This window comes from Bacillus sp. FSL K6-2869 (assembly GCF_040869405.1).
GTDB classification, from domain to species: domain Bacteria; phylum Bacillota; class Bacilli; order Bacillales; family Bacillaceae; genus Bacillus; species Bacillus altitudinis.
Map to the genome: position 1 here is coordinate 1,626,063 of NZ_CP152035.1, position 15,151 is coordinate 1,641,213.

Genomic DNA, 15,151 nt, shown 5'->3' on the forward strand with positions numbered 1-15,151 from the left:
CAGATGAAACAAAGAATTTTGACGGGTGTTCTGGCAGCTGCAGTGTTTTTACTTGCAGTGATTTATGGACAAATGCCATTTACCCTGCTGATTTATTTAATGGGAAGTGTCGCTCTCTTTGAGCTTCTTAGAATGAAAAAGATTTCGATTTTCAGCTTTCCTGGCATTGTCAGCTTAATATTGCTTTGGCTTTTAATGGGCGGAGAAAATAGCTTCTTCCCGAACGTAGACGCATCAAAAATGCAGATTGCTTTATTTGCAGTCTTAATCCTTTTAACTTATACAGTTCTGAGCAAAAACTCTTTCACATTCGATGAGGTTGCTTTTGTTATATTAGCCACATTATATATTGGCGTTAGTTTCTATTATTTTATTCAAATTAGAGGCTTGTATGGCATGAGTGCGATCTTCTTCGCAGCGGTGATTATTTGGTCCACTGACTCAGGTGCCTATTTTATTGGGAAATCTATGGGGAAACGAAAGCTTTGGCCAGAGATCAGCCCAAACAAAACAGTAGAAGGATTTATCGGCGGAATCGTCACAGCGGTCGTGCTGTCACTTGTGTTCCAGGCGGTTACAGGATTTTTGCCATCATATCTGCTTGTTATGTTTATTACTCTTTTGCTCAGTATTTTTGGACAGCTTGGCGACCTTGTGGAATCTGCTTTAAAGCGTCATTACCATGTGAAGGATTCAGGGACAATCCTCCCAGGTCATGGCGGAATTTTGGACAGGTTTGACAGCTTTTTATTCGTTCTGCCGTTTTTATATTTATTGCTGGCCACGTTTGCTAGCTAACCTCATAGAAACTAATTGAACGAGAGAAGGAGTGGCAATTTGAAATATATTTCGCTATTAGGCGCAACAGGATCAATTGGAGAACAAACATTAGATGTGATCAGGCAGCATCCAGACAAATTCAAGTTGAAAGCGATGACGTTTGGCAGAAATATAGACAAGGCCATCCCTATCATTGAACAATTTCAGCCTGAATTTGTTGGATGTGTAGACGAAGCGACCTATCGCACGTTAAAAGGTCATTCATTTCAATACGATGTCAAAATGGCTGCGGGTGATGAAGCAAACATCGAAGCAGCGACCTATGATGCAGTGGATGTTGTGGTCAATGCACTGGTAGGAAGTGTCGGACTTGTACCGACATTAAAAGCCATTGAACAAAAAAAGACGATCGCACTTGCAAATAAGGAAACACTTGTGACAGCTGGTCATATAGTAAAAGAGTACGCCAAAAAGTATGACGTGCCTTTACTTCCTGTCGATAGTGAACACTCCGCTATTTTTCAATCCCTGCAAGGTGAACAAGCTAAAAACATTGAACGCTTAATCGTCACAGCTTCAGGCGGCAGTTTCCGAGATAAAAAACGCACGGAGCTTGAAGGTGTAACGGTAGAAGAAGCGCTAAATCATCCGAACTGGTCCATGGGCGCAAAAATCACGATCGATTCAGCGACCATGATGAATAAGGGGCTTGAGGTGATTGAGGCGCATTGGCTGTTTGATATCCCATACGATCAAATTGATGTGCTGTTACATAAAGAGAGCATCATCCATTCCATGGTGGAATTCCATGACAAAAGTGTCATGGCTCAGTTAGGTACACCTGACATGAGGGTTCCGATTCAATACGCGCTCACTTATCCTGATAGAGCGCCATTAAAAGAAGCGAAATCATTAAACCTTTGGGAGATTGGACAATTAAATTTCCAAAAAGCGGATTTTGACAGGTATCGCTGCTTACATTTTGCTTATGAATCAGGTAAAATAGGAGGGACAATGCCTACTGTGCTTAATGCAGCCAATGAAATAGCTGTTGATGCATTTTTAAAAGGCAAAGTAACGTTCCTGCAAATTGAAGAATTGATTGAAAAGGCACTGAACAGACATCATGTGATTTCAACGCCTAGTTTGCAAGATATCCATGAAGTGGACAAAGATACACGAGACTTTGTTCAATCAATCCTCGCATAAGGTGGTATGTTCGTGAATACAGTGATTGCGTTTATTATTATTTTTGGAACGCTCGTTTTTTTCCACGAGCTTGGCCATTTAATTATGGCGCAGCGCGCAGGCATTTTATGCCGCGAGTTCGCAATTGGTTTTGGACCGAAGATTTTCTCCTTTAAACGAAAAGAAACCGTCTATACCATCAGACTTCTGCCAATCGGCGGATTTGTTAAAATGGCTGGAGAAGACCCTGAAGTCATTGAAATTAAACCGGGTCATACAGTGGGGCTCTTATTCAATGAGCAAAATGAAGTAGAAAAAATCATTTTAAATGATAAAGAAAAATATCCTGATGCACTTGTCATTGAAGTTGAACAAATTGATTTAGATCATGCGATGAGAATTTCAGGATATGAGGCTGGAAATGAAGACATTCTGACTGGCTACAATGTAAGCCAAACAAGCTTCTATATTGCAGATGGTGAAGAAATTCAAATTGCGCCATACAACCGTCAGTTTGGTTCAAAAACAGTATGGCAGCGTATTAAAGCCATTGCAGCTGGACCGATTATGAACTTTATCCTGGCATATGTGATTCTAGTGGCTTTAGGATTTATTCAAGGTGTAACCGTGGATGATCCTGTACTTGGTAAGCTGACAAAAGACGGCCGGGCAGCGCAAGCCGGGCTTATGCAGGGAGATCATATCGTTTCAATTAACGGGGATAAAATGAATTCTTGGACAGACGTTGTTCAAACGGTTCAAAAGAACCCAGATAAAAAAATGAATGTCGTCATTGACCGAGATGGCAAAGAAAGCACCATTCAAGTTGTACCGGAAGCTGTGAAGGCCGAAGGAAAAACCATTGGCCGTTTTGGCTCTTACCCGCCAACAGAAAATGGCTTTCTCAAAGTCATCTCATCCTCAGGAACGACAGTGATATCAACAGCAGGTCTCATCTTAACGAACTTGCAAAAGATTGTCACAGGACAATTTTCATTAGATATGCTTGCAGGTCCTGTTGGAATATATGATATGACAGGAGAAGTAGCGAAACAAGGTGTGTTAACATTAATGCAGTTTGCTGCGTTTCTTAGTATCAACTTAGGGATCGTGAATTTATTACCGATTCCTGCATTAGACGGAGGAAGATTACTTTTCCTATTCGTTGAAGCCATTCGCGGCAAACCAATTAATCGTGAGAAAGAGGCACTTGTTGTCTTCATTGGTGTTGCGTTCCTCATGCTATTAATGCTAGTAGTGACATGGAATGACATCCAGCGATTATTTTTATAAAAACCAATGTCTCTTGTTTCTCATTCTGGGAAACAAGAGTTTTTGTGAGAAGTCCTATTTCTTAAATGAGGTGTAACGACATGAGACAATCCTTGACTTTCATTCCAACTCTTCGAGAGGTGCCGGCAGATGCTGAGGCAAAAAGTCATCAGCTATTAGTAAGAGCTGGATTTATTAGACAAAACACGAGCGGTATTTATCATTACCTGCCGTTAGCACATAAAGTGATTCAGCACATTCAAGCCATTGTTCGCAAGGAAATGGAAAAGGCGGGAGCAGCTGAGCTGTTAATGCCAGTGCTGCAGCAAGCAGAAATGTGGCAAGAGTCAGGAAGATGGTATACATACGGTCCAGAACTCATGCGTATGAAAGATCGCCACGGCCGCGAGTTTGCACTTGGCCCAACACACGAAGAAGTGATCACATCACTCGTACGCAGTGAAGTCAAATCGTATAAAAAGCTTCCTTTGACACTGTATCAAATCCAATCTAAATTCCGTGATGAACAAAGACCTCGCTTCGGGTTATTGCGCGGACGTGAATTTATTATGAAGGACGCCTATTCATTCCACTCTTCACCAGAGAGCCTTGATGACACATACAACAAAATGTTTACAGCTTACTCGAATGTCTTTTCAAAAGTAGGTCTTAACTTTAGACCCGTCATTGCCGATTCTGGGGCAATGGGAGGAAAAGATACACATGAGTTTATGGCACTGTCAGAAGTAGGAGAAGATACAATCGCATACTCTGACACATCTTCCTACGCTGCGAACATTGAAATGGCTGAGGCTGTGTATCACGGAGAAGAAGCAAACCCTGCGGACTTCAAAGAACTTGAGAAAGTACACACGCCGCAGGTGAAGACGATACAAGATGTTGCGTCATTCTTAGAAGTGGCTCCTTCTACATGTATCAAATCTGTCTTGTTTAAAGCGGACGATGCGTATGTACTTGTCCTGACAAGAGGCGATCATGAAGTAAATGATGTGAAAGTGAAAAACTTAGTTGGAGCACAGCTTGTAGAGCTTGCTTCACGTGAGGAAGTACTAGACGTGATCGGAACAGAACCAGGATTTGTTGGACCAGTGAAACTTGAAGCGGAAGTAACGATTTATGCAGACCATGCTGTAAAAGGAATGACAAATGCAGTTGCAGGTGCAAATGAATCGGATTATCACTATGTCAATGTTAATCCTGCTCGTGATCTGTCAGTGAAGGAATACACAGATCTTCGCTTGATTCAAGAAGGAGACGTTTCTCCAGATGGTGAAGGCACAATCCAGTTCGCAAAAGGAATTGAAGTAGGACAAGTCTTTAAGCTAGGCACACGTTATTCAGAGGCAATGGATGCAACATACCTCGATGAAAATGGACGTGCGCAGCCAATGATCATGGGCTGCTATGGCATCGGAATTTCTAGAACCCTTTCTGCGATTGTTGAACAACATCATGATGACAAGGGGATTATTTGGCCAGAAACAGTTGCGCCATATGATCTTCATCTACTTGCTTTAAATATGAAAAACGATGCACAAAAGGAACTGGCTGAAACGCTGTATGAGCGTTTACAGGAAGAGGGCTATGAAGTCCTTTTCGATGACCGCCAAGAGCGTGCAGGCGTCAAATTTGCCGACAGTGACTTAATTGGACTGCCAATTCGCATTAGCTGCGGGAAACGTTCAGAAGAAGGTATTGTCGAAGTGAAATTCAGAAAATCAGGTGAATCACACGAAGTATCTGTTGATGAACTGATTTCATTTATACGCCAAGCATAAGAAACGAACAAAAAAATGAAGGTACCTCCTGCAAAAAAGAGGTACCTTTCTGATTTGCAAAAGGAGGGTCCTGTCTTGGATGAACAATTACCGATTACCCGGCGGCAATTTCATATATTACTCAATCAGATTCAAATGACAGATGATGACCTCAGCCGTTACTTTGAAGAAGGCGAGATCGTCAAATTGACGGTGCATAAGGCGGCAAAAACGTGGCATTTCCTTTTTAAATTTAAGGCACTTTTGCCTTACAAAGTATATGCAATGTTTTTAAGCAGGCTGACAAATGCATTTTCTCATATCGCACAAGTCACTTGTACGATTGAAGTCAATGATCCGCACATATCTGAAGAGCTCGTTCAATCGTATTGGTCACATTGTGTGGAAGAGCTTCAAGGAATTTCTCCCCCAATCATCAGCTTGCTTCAACAGCAAAAACCAGCGCTGTCTGGACATAAGATCATCATCAAAACAAAAAGCGAAACTGAGGCTTTGGCCATCAAGAAGAAATATAGCCCAATGCTTCAGGCTGCATTTAAACAAGTTGGTTTTCCAGAACTTCAATTTGATACAGAAATTTTTGTATCAGATCAAGAGATTCAGAAGTTCAGAGAACAAAAACTTGCTGAAGATCAAGAAAGAGCCATGCAAGCCCTTGTTGAGATGGAGAAGAAGGAAAGTGAGGATCAAGAGGAAACTCCTTCTGGCCCACTGATGATTGGCTATCAAATCAAAGACAATGAAGAAATACGTACGCTTGATAGTATTATGGACGAAGAAAGACGAATCACCGTCCAAGGATACGTGTTTGATGCAGAAACGCGCGAACTAAAAAGCGGCAGAACCCTTTGTATCTTTAAAATTACCGATTATACGAATAGTATTTTGATCAAAATGTTTGCGAGAGAAAAAGAAGATGCCCAGCTCATGAAATCCTTGAAAAAAGGGATGTGGGTCAAAGCAAGAGGAAGCATTCAAAACGATACGTTTGTGAGAGATCTTGTCATGATCGCAAATGACGTCAATGAAATGAAACCTCAGCTGAAAGAAGATACTGCACCAGAGGGAGAAAAGCGTGTTGAGCTTCATTTGCATTCGCCAATGAGCCAGATGGATGCTATCACTGGCATCGGTAGACTTGTTGAACAAGCAAAAAAATGGGGGCATGAGGCCATTGCCCTGACAGATCACGCCGTTGTCCAATCCTTTCCAGATGCGTATGCAGCAAGTAAAAAGCATGGCATCAAAATGATGTACGGGGTGGAAATCAATTTAGTCGATGACGGGGTACCGATTGCGTATAATCCAGAGCACCGCTTGTTAGAAGATGCGACGTTTGTCGTATTTGATGTTGAGACAACGGGACTCTCTGCTGTGTATGATACGATCATTGAGCTTGCAGCCGTGAAAATCAAAGGCGGAGAAATCATTGACCGCTTTGAGGCATTTGCAAACCCTCATCATCCGTTATCAGCAACAACCATTGAACTAACCGGTATCACGGACGACATGGTGAGAGATGCACCAGATGTGGTCGATGTTGTTCGGGATTTCAAAGAGTGGATTGGACAAGATATCCTTGTTGCTCACAATGCGAGCTTTGATATGGGCTTTTTAAATGCAGCATATAAGCGACTGTTAAAAACAGATAAAGCGTCAAACCCTGTCATTGATACACTAGAACTCGGCCGATTCCTTTATCCTGAATTTAAAAATCACCGGCTGAACACGCTGTGTAAAAAGTTCGATATTGAACTCACGCAGCATCACCGGGCGATTTATGATGCAGAAGCAACTGGTTACCTCATGCTGAAGATGCTAAAAGATGCGGCTGAAAAAGAGATTGCTTACCACGATCAATTGAATGAAAACATGGGACAGTCCAATGCGTATCAGCGCTCACGTCCTTACCATGCAACCGTGATTGCACAAAATGAGACGGGTCTAAAGAATTTATTTAAGCTTGTTTCACTTTCTCATATTCATTATTTCTACCGCGTGCCGCGTATCCCTCGCTCACAGCTTGAGAAATATCGAGAAGGTTTAATTGTTGGGTCTGCTTGTGATAAGGGTGAAGTGTTTGAAGGGATGATGCAGAAGTCACCTGATGAGGTAGAAGACATTGCCGCATTTTACGACTATTTAGAAGTTCATCCGCCAGAAGTGTATCAGCATTTACTCCAGCTGGAGCTTGTTCGGGATGAACGTGCATTAAAAGAGATCATCACAAACATTGTGAAACTTGGTGAAAAACTGAATAAACCAGTCGTGGCGACTGGAAATGTGCACTACCTGCATCCAGAAGACAAAATTTATCGCAAAATCTTAATTTCATCACAAGGCGGGGCGAATCCACTTAATCGTCATGAACTGCCAAAAGTTCATTTTAGAACAACTGATGAAATGCTAGAAGCATTCTCTTTCCTTGGAGACGAGAAGGCGAAAGAGATTGTCGTGACGAATACGCAAAAAGTATCTGAGATGGTCGAAAGTATTAAACCAATCAAAGACGATCTTTATACACCAAAAATCGAAGGTGCAGATGAAGAAATTCGGGAAATGAGCTATAACATGGCTCGCAGCATCTACGGTGACGATTTACCGAAAATTGTAGAAGACCGGATTGAGAAAGAATTAAAGAGTATTATTGGTCACGGTTTCGCTGTTATTTATTTAATTTCTCATAAGCTTGTTAAGAAATCACTTGATGATGGATATCTAGTTGGTTCAAGGGGATCAGTTGGTTCATCTCTCGTTGCGACATTAACAGAGATTACAGAAGTAAACCCGCTTGCGCCGCACTATGTATGTCCAAGTTGCAAGCACTCTGAGTTCTTTAATGACGGATCGGTTGGCTCAGGATTTGACCTTCCTGATAAAGACTGTCCTGAATGCGGGACGCCGTATAAAAAAGACGGACACGATATTCCGTTTGAAACGTTCTTAGGTTTTAAAGGAGATAAAGTGCCTGATATCGACTTGAACTTCTCAGGAGAATATCAGCCGATTGCCCATAACTATACAAAAGAGCTGTTTGGTGAAGAGTATGTATACCGTGCAGGTACAATCGGTACCGTTGCAGAAAAAACGGCATATGGTTATGTGAAAGGCTACGCAGGAGATCATAACCTTCATATGAGAGGTGCTGAAATTGACCGGCTCGTACAGGGCTGTACGGGCGTCAAACGGACAACAGGCCAACATCCAGGCGGTATTATCGTAGTGCCGGATTATATGGACATTTACGATTTCTCACCAATACAATATCCAGCAGATGCGACAGGTTCTGATTGGAAAACGACGCATTTTGATTTCCATTCAATCCATGATAACTTGCTGAAACTAGATATTCTTGGACACGATGATCCAACGGTCATTCGGATGCTTCAGGACTTGAGCGGAATTGATCCAAAAACGATTCCGACAGATGATCCTGAGGTCATGAAAATCTTCCAAGGAACGGAACCTCTCGGTGTCACAGAAGAACAAATTGGATGTAAAACGGGAACACTTGGGATCCCAGAGTTTGGCACAAGGTTTGTTCGTCAGATGCTTGAGGATACAAAACCGACCACCTTCTCGGAGCTTGTTCAGATCTCTGGTCTATCTCACGGTACAGATGTATGGCTCGGCAACGCCCAAGAGCTGATTCATAATAAAACGTGTGAACTAAGCGAAGTGATTGGCTGTCGTGATGATATTATGGTATATCTGATTTATCAAGGTTTAGAGCCGTCACTTGCCTTTAAAATCATGGAATCTGTTCGTAAAGGGAAGGGACTCCCTCCTGAATGGGAAGAAGAAATGAAGAATAATAACGTACCGAACTGGTACATTGATTCTTGTAAAAAGATTAAATACATGTTCCCTAAAGCCCACGCGGCTGCTTATGTATTAATGGCCGTTCGGATTGCTTATTTCAAGGTGCACCATGCACTTCTGTACTATGCGGCTTATTTTACCGTTCGTGCTGATGATTTTGATATCGAAACGATGACAAAAGGATCGAATGCGATTCGAGCGGTCATGGACGATATTAACTCAAAAGGTCTTGATGCATCACCGAAAGAGAAGAACCTATTAACTGTACTAGAGCTTGCACTTGAAATGTGTGAAAGAGGCTATCACTTTAAAAAAGTAGACCTATACCGGTCAAGTGCCACTGAGTTTATCATTGATGGAGACGGGCTAATCCCGCCATTCAACTCCATCCCTGGACTCGGAACAAACGTTGCGTTAAATATTGTACGCGCACGCCAAGATGGTGAATTCCTTTCAAAAGAAGATTTACAAAAACGAGGAAAAGTGTCTAAGACCATCCTTGAGTATTTGGATCGTCAAGGCTGCTTAGAAGCACTTCCTGATCAAAACCAGCTTTCTTTGTTCTAATGTGAAAAATGAAGAGCGCCCTTAAAGGGCGTTCTTTTTTGTATATACAATAATATTATTATGTTAACTAAATATTTTAACTGGAATTATTTTCTTGTTGGTTCATATATCTTGATTTAACGTCGTGTTTTGAGAGAAGAGATTGTATGTCATTCTTTCTACCCAAATAGAGCAAAAAAGAGAATTTAGCCGTCTGAAATGTTCTCATACGACATATGATCATTTTGGGTACAGTCACATGAAGAATCAAGGAGAAAACCCTCGGTGAGCGTCAAGCTGATGGCTGTTTACTATGCACATTTTTGAAACACGCTTGATTCTTTTCAACACTGTACAAAACACGAACGGAATAACAAGGAGGTGGTCATTTCTTGTTCAATGCTTCACGTTTAAGAAAAAAGAAGGGGTGAGAAGTAGGTACATGTCAGATTACAACTATGTAGAGGTGCTTCAAAAATCCATTTTGTTTTACGAAGCCCAGCGTTCCGGAAAGCTTCCGGAAAGCAATCGTCTTAACTGGCGAGGGGATTCTGGACTAGAGGATGGGAAAGATGTTGGTCATGATTTAACAGGCGGCTGGTACGATGCTGGTGATCATGTGAAGTTCGGACTTCCGATGGCTTACTCGGCAGCCGTGCTTGCATGGACAGTCTATGAGTACCGAGAAGCTTACGAAGAGGCAGAGCTGCTTGATGATATGTTAGATCAAATCAAGTGGGCAACCGATTATTTTTTGAAAGCCCATACAGGTCCAAATGAATTTTGGGCACAAGTAGGCGATGGGAACGCAGATCATGGCTGGTGGGGTCCAGCAGAAGTGATGCCGATGAACCGGCCGGCATTTAAAATTGATGAACAGTGTCCAGGAACAGAAGTAGCCGCCCAAACCGCAGCCGCTTTAGCAGCAGGTTCAATTATTTTTAAAGAAACTGATGCGCCTTATGCAGCAAAGCTTCTCACCCATGCAAAGCAGCTTTATGCATTTGCTGACCAATATCGCGGTGAGTATACAGATTGTGTCACCAATGCGCAGCCATTTTATAACTCTTGGAGCGGCTATATTGATGAGCTCATTTGGGGTGGAATATGGCTGTACTTGGCGACAAATGACCAGACCTATTTAAACAAAGCACTAAAAGCGGTAGAAGAATGGCCGAAGGATTGGGATTATACGTTTACGATGTCGTGGGACAATACCTTTTTTGCTTCGCAAATTTTACTTGCGAGAATCACAAAGGAGAAAAGGTTTATCGAATCGACGGAGCGTAATCTCGATTACTGGTCGACGGGTTTTGTTCAAAATGGAAAAGTAGAAAGAATCACTTATACGCCTGGCGGACTAGCGTGGTTAGATCAATGGGGTTCACTTCGTTATACAGCAAATGCTGCATTTTTAGCGTTTGTGTACGCAGATTGGGTCTCTGATCAAGAAAAAAAGAATCGATACCAAACGTTTGCGATCAGGCAAACACACTATATGTTAGGGGATAATCCGCAAAATAGAAGCTATGTCGTTGGGTTTGGCAAAAATCCGCCGATGCATCCACACCATCGAACTGCGCATGGCTCATGGTCTAATCAGTTGACAACTCCTTCTTCTCATCGGCACACGCTTTATGGAGCACTTGTTGGGGGGCCTAATGCACAGGATCAGTATACCGATGACATCTCTGACTATGTATCAAACGAGGTAGCAACAGACTATAATGCCGCCTTTACTGGAAATGTAGCCAAAATGGTGCAGCTGTTTGGTCAGGGGCAGTCAAAACTGCCGAATTTTCCGCCTAAAGAAAAAGTGGAAGATGAGTTTTTTGTAGAGGCAGCTGTCATGAGTAACGATACAACATCTACTCAGATCAAAGCCATTCTATACAATCGATCAGGCTGGCCGGCAAGAAGTAGTCAATCACTTTCTTTTAGATATTATGTCAATCTAAGCGAGATATTTGCGAAGGGATTCACTGATAAAGATATTCAAGTGACAGCTGTTTACAATGAAGGCGCTTCCTTATCTCCATTAACGGTGTATGACGCATCATCCCATATCTATTTTACAGAAATCGATTTTACTGGCGTAGCTATTTTTCCAGGAGGCGAATCGCTTCATAAGAAGGAAATACAGTTCCGGTTATCTGCGCCAAATGGTGCGAATATATGGGATGCCTCAAATGATTATTCCTTTCAAGGATTAACATCCAATATGCAAAAAACAGCGAGAATTCCTGTTTTTGATCAAGGTGTTTTAGTATTTGGTACGCTTCCGAATAAATAAATATAAAGGGTGAGGACATGACAAATAAAGAACGGTTTTTAACACTTTATCATCAAATGAAAAACGATGCGAATGGATATTTTTCAAAAGAAGGCATTCCGTATCATTCCGTTGAGACACTCATTTGTGAGGCACCTGATTACGGGCATATGACAACTTCAGAAGCTTACAGCTATTGGTTATGGCTTGAAGCATTGTATGGTCACTACACAGGCGATTGGAGCAAACTAGAAGCAGCTTGGGATAATATGGAGAAGTTTATCATTCCAGTAAACGAAGATGGACATGACGAACAGCCGCATATGAGCTCTTACAATCCATCTAGCCCAGCCACATACGCTTCAGAAAAACCATATCCAGATCAATATCCGAGTCAGTTGACGGGTGCTCGCCCTGCTGGTCAAGATCCAATTGATCATGAACTGAGGTCAACTTACGGAACGAATGAAACGTATTTAATGCACTGGCTTCTTGATGTAGACAACTGGTATGAATATGGGAATTTGCTCAACCCATCACATACAGCCGCATATGTAAACACATTCCAGCGGGGTCCGCAAGAATCCGTATGGGAGGCCATCCCTCATCCATCACAAGATGATAAAACAGCCGGAAAGCCCAATGAAGGTTTCATGAGCTTGTTCACAAAAGAAAATCAAGCGCCAGCCGCCCAGTGGCGCTACACAAATGCGACGGACGCTGATGCACGTGCGATACAGGCCATGTATTGGGCAAAGGAACTTGGCTATAATGGGTCAGTCTATCTTGATAAAGCGAAAAAGATGGGTGATTTCCTTCGTTACGGAATGTACGATAAATATTTTCAAACAATTGGAAGCGGCAAGCAAGGTAATCCGTATCCTGGAAATGGAAAAAGTGCATGTCATCACTTAATGGCATGGTACACCTCTTGGGGCGGGGGACTTGGAGAATATGCGAATTGGTCATGGCGTATCGGTGCGAGCCATTGTCATCAAGGGTATCAAAACCCAGTCGCTGCCTACGCTTTATCCTCAGATAAGGGAGGCTTAAAGCCATCGTCACCGACTGCTGCAAGTGATTGGGAAAAGACGTTAAAGAGACAGCTTGAATTTTACGTCTGGCTTCAATCAAAAGAGGGAGCGATTGCAGGAGGTGCTACCAACAGCTGGAATGGAGACTATAGCGCTTATCCAGCAGGAAGAAGCACATTTTATGATATGGCTTATGAAGATGCGCCTGTTTACCATGATCCTCCGTCCAATAACTGGTTTGGAATGCAAGCATGGCCGATTGAGCGTGTAGCAGAGCTTTATTATATCTTTGCAAAAGATGGCGACAAAACATCTGAAAATTTCCAAATGGCCAAATCTGTCATCACAAAATGGGTCAACTATTCACTAGATTATATTTTTATTGGCACTCGTCCTGTGTCGGATCAAGATGGGTATTTTTTAGATGGTCAGGGTCAAAGGATTCTAGGGGGGACAAATGTTGCTGTTGCTACGACGAGTGCACCTGGAGAGTTTTGGATTCCTGGGAATATAGAATGGAGCGGTCAGCCTGACACTTGGAGCGGGTTCCAATCTGCAACAGGTAATCCAAATTTAACGGCAGTTACAAAAGATCCTACTCAAGATACTGGTGTACTGGGCAGTCTAATCAAAGCACTTACATTCTTTGCTGCTGCAACACAGAAAGAGACAGGAAACTACACAGCACTTGGCATAAGAGCAAAAGAGACAGCGGCTCAGCTCCTTGAGGTTGCTTGGAATTACAATGATGGTGTAGGGATTGTGACAGAGGAAGACAGAGAAGACTACCACCGTTTCTTTAAAAAAGAAGTGTACTTCCCAAATGGCTGGAACGGAACATTTGGTCAAGGAAATCAGATCCCTGGTTCCAGCACCATTCCTTCTGACCCGCAGCGAGGAGGTAACGGAGTGTATACGAGCTTTGCAGATCTTCGTCCGAAAATCAAGCAAGACCCAGCTTGGTCAGCCCTGGAGAGTAAATATCAATCATCTTTTAATGAAGCAACAGGCAAATGGGAAAACGGAGCGCCAAGTTTCACCTATCACCGTTTCTGGTCGCAAGTTGATATGGCTACGGCTTATGCAGAATACCATCGTCTCATAAACGAATAGAACCTAGTGTAGCTGCCGGCTTTTTTAGCCGGCGGTTTCCTAATAAGATAAATGAAATGAAAGCAAAGGTGATGTCATCATGGTTAATAAGAAAGAATTTATGAATCATTCATCGAATGGCGGATCACAGGAACAAGAAAATCAAAGCTGGAGAAAAGAAGCAAATAATCGAATCTTACAACATAGACAAAGAGAGCTTGTCATAAACGTCATCAATAAGGAACAAAAGCCAGTTGCCGGAATAGAGGTGGAAATAAAACAAATCAGACATGAATTTGCATTTGGTTCAGCAATGAATGACCAAGTACTATTCAATCAAACGTATGCTGATTTTTTTGTTCAACATTTTAATTGGGCTGTGTTTGAAAATGAGGCAAAATGGTATGCAAATGAGCCTGAACGAGGGAAAATAACCTACGAAAAAGCAGATGCCATGCTGAATTTTGCCAATAGACACCAAATTCCAGTGAGGGGGCACGCCTTATTTTGGGAGGTAGAGGATGCCAATCCAAACTGGCTGAAATCATTACCGAATCATGAAGTATATGAAGCCATGAAAAGGCGGCTTGAGCATGCAGGCAATCATTTCAAAGGGAAATTCCGTCATTGGGATGTAAACAACGAAATGATGCATGGTTCATTTTTTAAAGACCGGTTTGGGAAACAGATTTGGAAATGGATGTATGAAGAAACGAAAAAAATTGATCCTCAAGCCTTGCTGTTTGTCAATGATTATAATGTAATCTCATACGGCGAACATCACGCATATAAAGCACATATCAATGAACTTCGTCAGTTGGGGGCACCAGTTGAGGCCATTGGAGTTCAAGGTCACTTTGAAGATCGAGTGGATCCAGTCGTTGTAAAACAAAGACTAGATGTGCTTGCTGAGCTTGGTCTACCGATATGGGTGACAGAGTATGACTCTGTTCATCCGGATGCCAATAGACGAGCGGATAACTTAGAAGCTTTATATCGGGTTGCCTTTAGTCATCCAGCCGTAAAAGGTGTGCTGATGTGGGGATTTTGGGCAGGTGCTCATTGGAGAGGTGAGCACGCAGCCATCGTGAACCATGATTGGTCGTTAAATGAAGCAGGCAGGCGTTATGAAAAGTTACTGCAGGAATGGACGACACAAAGAGTGGAAAAAACAGATGCGAATGGCCAAGTGACATGTCCAGCGTTTCACGGGACGTATGAGGTTCGAATTGGTGAAGAAAGTAAAATGTTGCAGCAGCAGACGATTGAACTTGATTCAACTAAACAAACACCGCTTCAACTAGATATCATCGTACCAGTAGAATAAGAGATTGTGAGGAGGAGAA

General features: G+C 42.4%; 8 protein-coding genes. All 8 read left to right on the plus strand.

Translation table 11 applies throughout. The features are described 5' to 3' along the window. Positions 1-3: 3 nt before the first annotated feature. The 8 genes from MHI58_RS08335 (at position 4) to MHI58_RS08370 (ending at position 15,132) form a co-directional block, all read left to right on the plus strand. The gene (locus MHI58_RS08335; protein ID WP_007499550.1) at positions 4-798 is read left to right on the plus strand and encodes a phosphatidate cytidylyltransferase; all 795 of its coding nucleotides are present in this window, start codon (positions 4-6) and stop codon (positions 796-798) included. A gap of 39 nt (positions 799-837) precedes the next feature. Beyond that, positions 838-1,989: a 1-deoxy-D-xylulose-5-phosphate reductoisomerase gene (gene dxr / locus MHI58_RS08340; RefSeq protein ID WP_017359078.1), complete on the plus strand. Its 1,152-nt coding sequence runs from the start codon at positions 838-840 to the stop codon at positions 1,987-1,989. A gap of 6 nt (positions 1,990-1,995) precedes the next feature. After that, positions 1,996-3,261, plus strand: a complete 1,266-nt coding sequence (gene rseP / locus MHI58_RS08345; RefSeq protein WP_007499546.1) for an RIP metalloprotease RseP — start codon at positions 1,996-1,998, stop codon at positions 3,259-3,261. 80 nt (positions 3,262-3,341) lie between these two features. Then, positions 3,342-5,039 (plus strand): proline--tRNA ligase, encoded by a 1,698-nt coding sequence (locus tag MHI58_RS08350; protein ID WP_024720366.1) that lies wholly within the window; start codon positions 3,342-3,344, stop codon positions 5,037-5,039. A 135-nt stretch (positions 5,040-5,174) separates the two neighbouring features. Then, positions 5,175-9,428: a PolC-type DNA polymerase III gene (locus MHI58_RS08355; protein WP_326378277.1), complete on the plus strand. Its 4,254-nt coding sequence runs from the start codon at positions 5,175-5,177 to the stop codon at positions 9,426-9,428. Positions 9,429-9,849: 421 nt separating this feature from the next. After that, a complete protein-coding gene (locus tag MHI58_RS08360) occupies positions 9,850-11,700 on the plus strand; it encodes a glycoside hydrolase family 9 protein (protein WP_045034270.1) in 1,851 nt (616 codons plus the stop codon). Between the two features lie 17 nt (positions 11,701-11,717). Then, entirely contained in the window at positions 11,718-13,826 is a 2,109-nt protein-coding gene (locus MHI58_RS08365; RefSeq protein WP_045034271.1) for a glycoside hydrolase family 48 protein, read from the plus strand. Between the two features lie 79 nt (positions 13,827-13,905). Beyond that, positions 13,906-15,132 carry an endo-1,4-beta-xylanase gene (locus MHI58_RS08370; protein ID WP_041507294.1) on the plus strand — a complete coding sequence of 409 codons (1,227 nt, stop codon included), beginning with the start codon at positions 13,906-13,908 and terminating at the stop codon, positions 15,130-15,132. The last annotated feature ends 19 nt before the right edge of the window (positions 15,133-15,151 follow it).

Coding starts and splice junctions, on each gene's coding strand:
- MHI58_RS08335 (WP_007499550.1), top strand. CDS start 4: ATGAAACAAAGAATTTTGACGGGTGTTCTGGCAGCTGCAGTGTTTTTA.
- rseP (WP_007499546.1), top strand. CDS start 1,996: ATGTTCGTGAATACAGTGATTGCGTTTATTATTATTTTTGGAACGCTC.
- MHI58_RS08350 (WP_024720366.1), top strand. CDS start 3,342: ATGAGACAATCCTTGACTTTCATTCCAACTCTTCGAGAGGTGCCGGCA.
- MHI58_RS08355 (WP_326378277.1), top strand. CDS start 5,175: ATGACAGATGATGACCTCAGCCGTTACTTTGAAGAAGGCGAGATCGTC.
- MHI58_RS08360 (WP_045034270.1), top strand. CDS start 9,850: ATGTCAGATTACAACTATGTAGAGGTGCTTCAAAAATCCATTTTGTTT.
- MHI58_RS08365 (WP_045034271.1), top strand. CDS start 11,718: ATGACAAATAAAGAACGGTTTTTAACACTTTATCATCAAATGAAAAAC.
- MHI58_RS08370 (WP_041507294.1), top strand. CDS start 13,906: ATGGTTAATAAGAAAGAATTTATGAATCATTCATCGAATGGCGGATCA.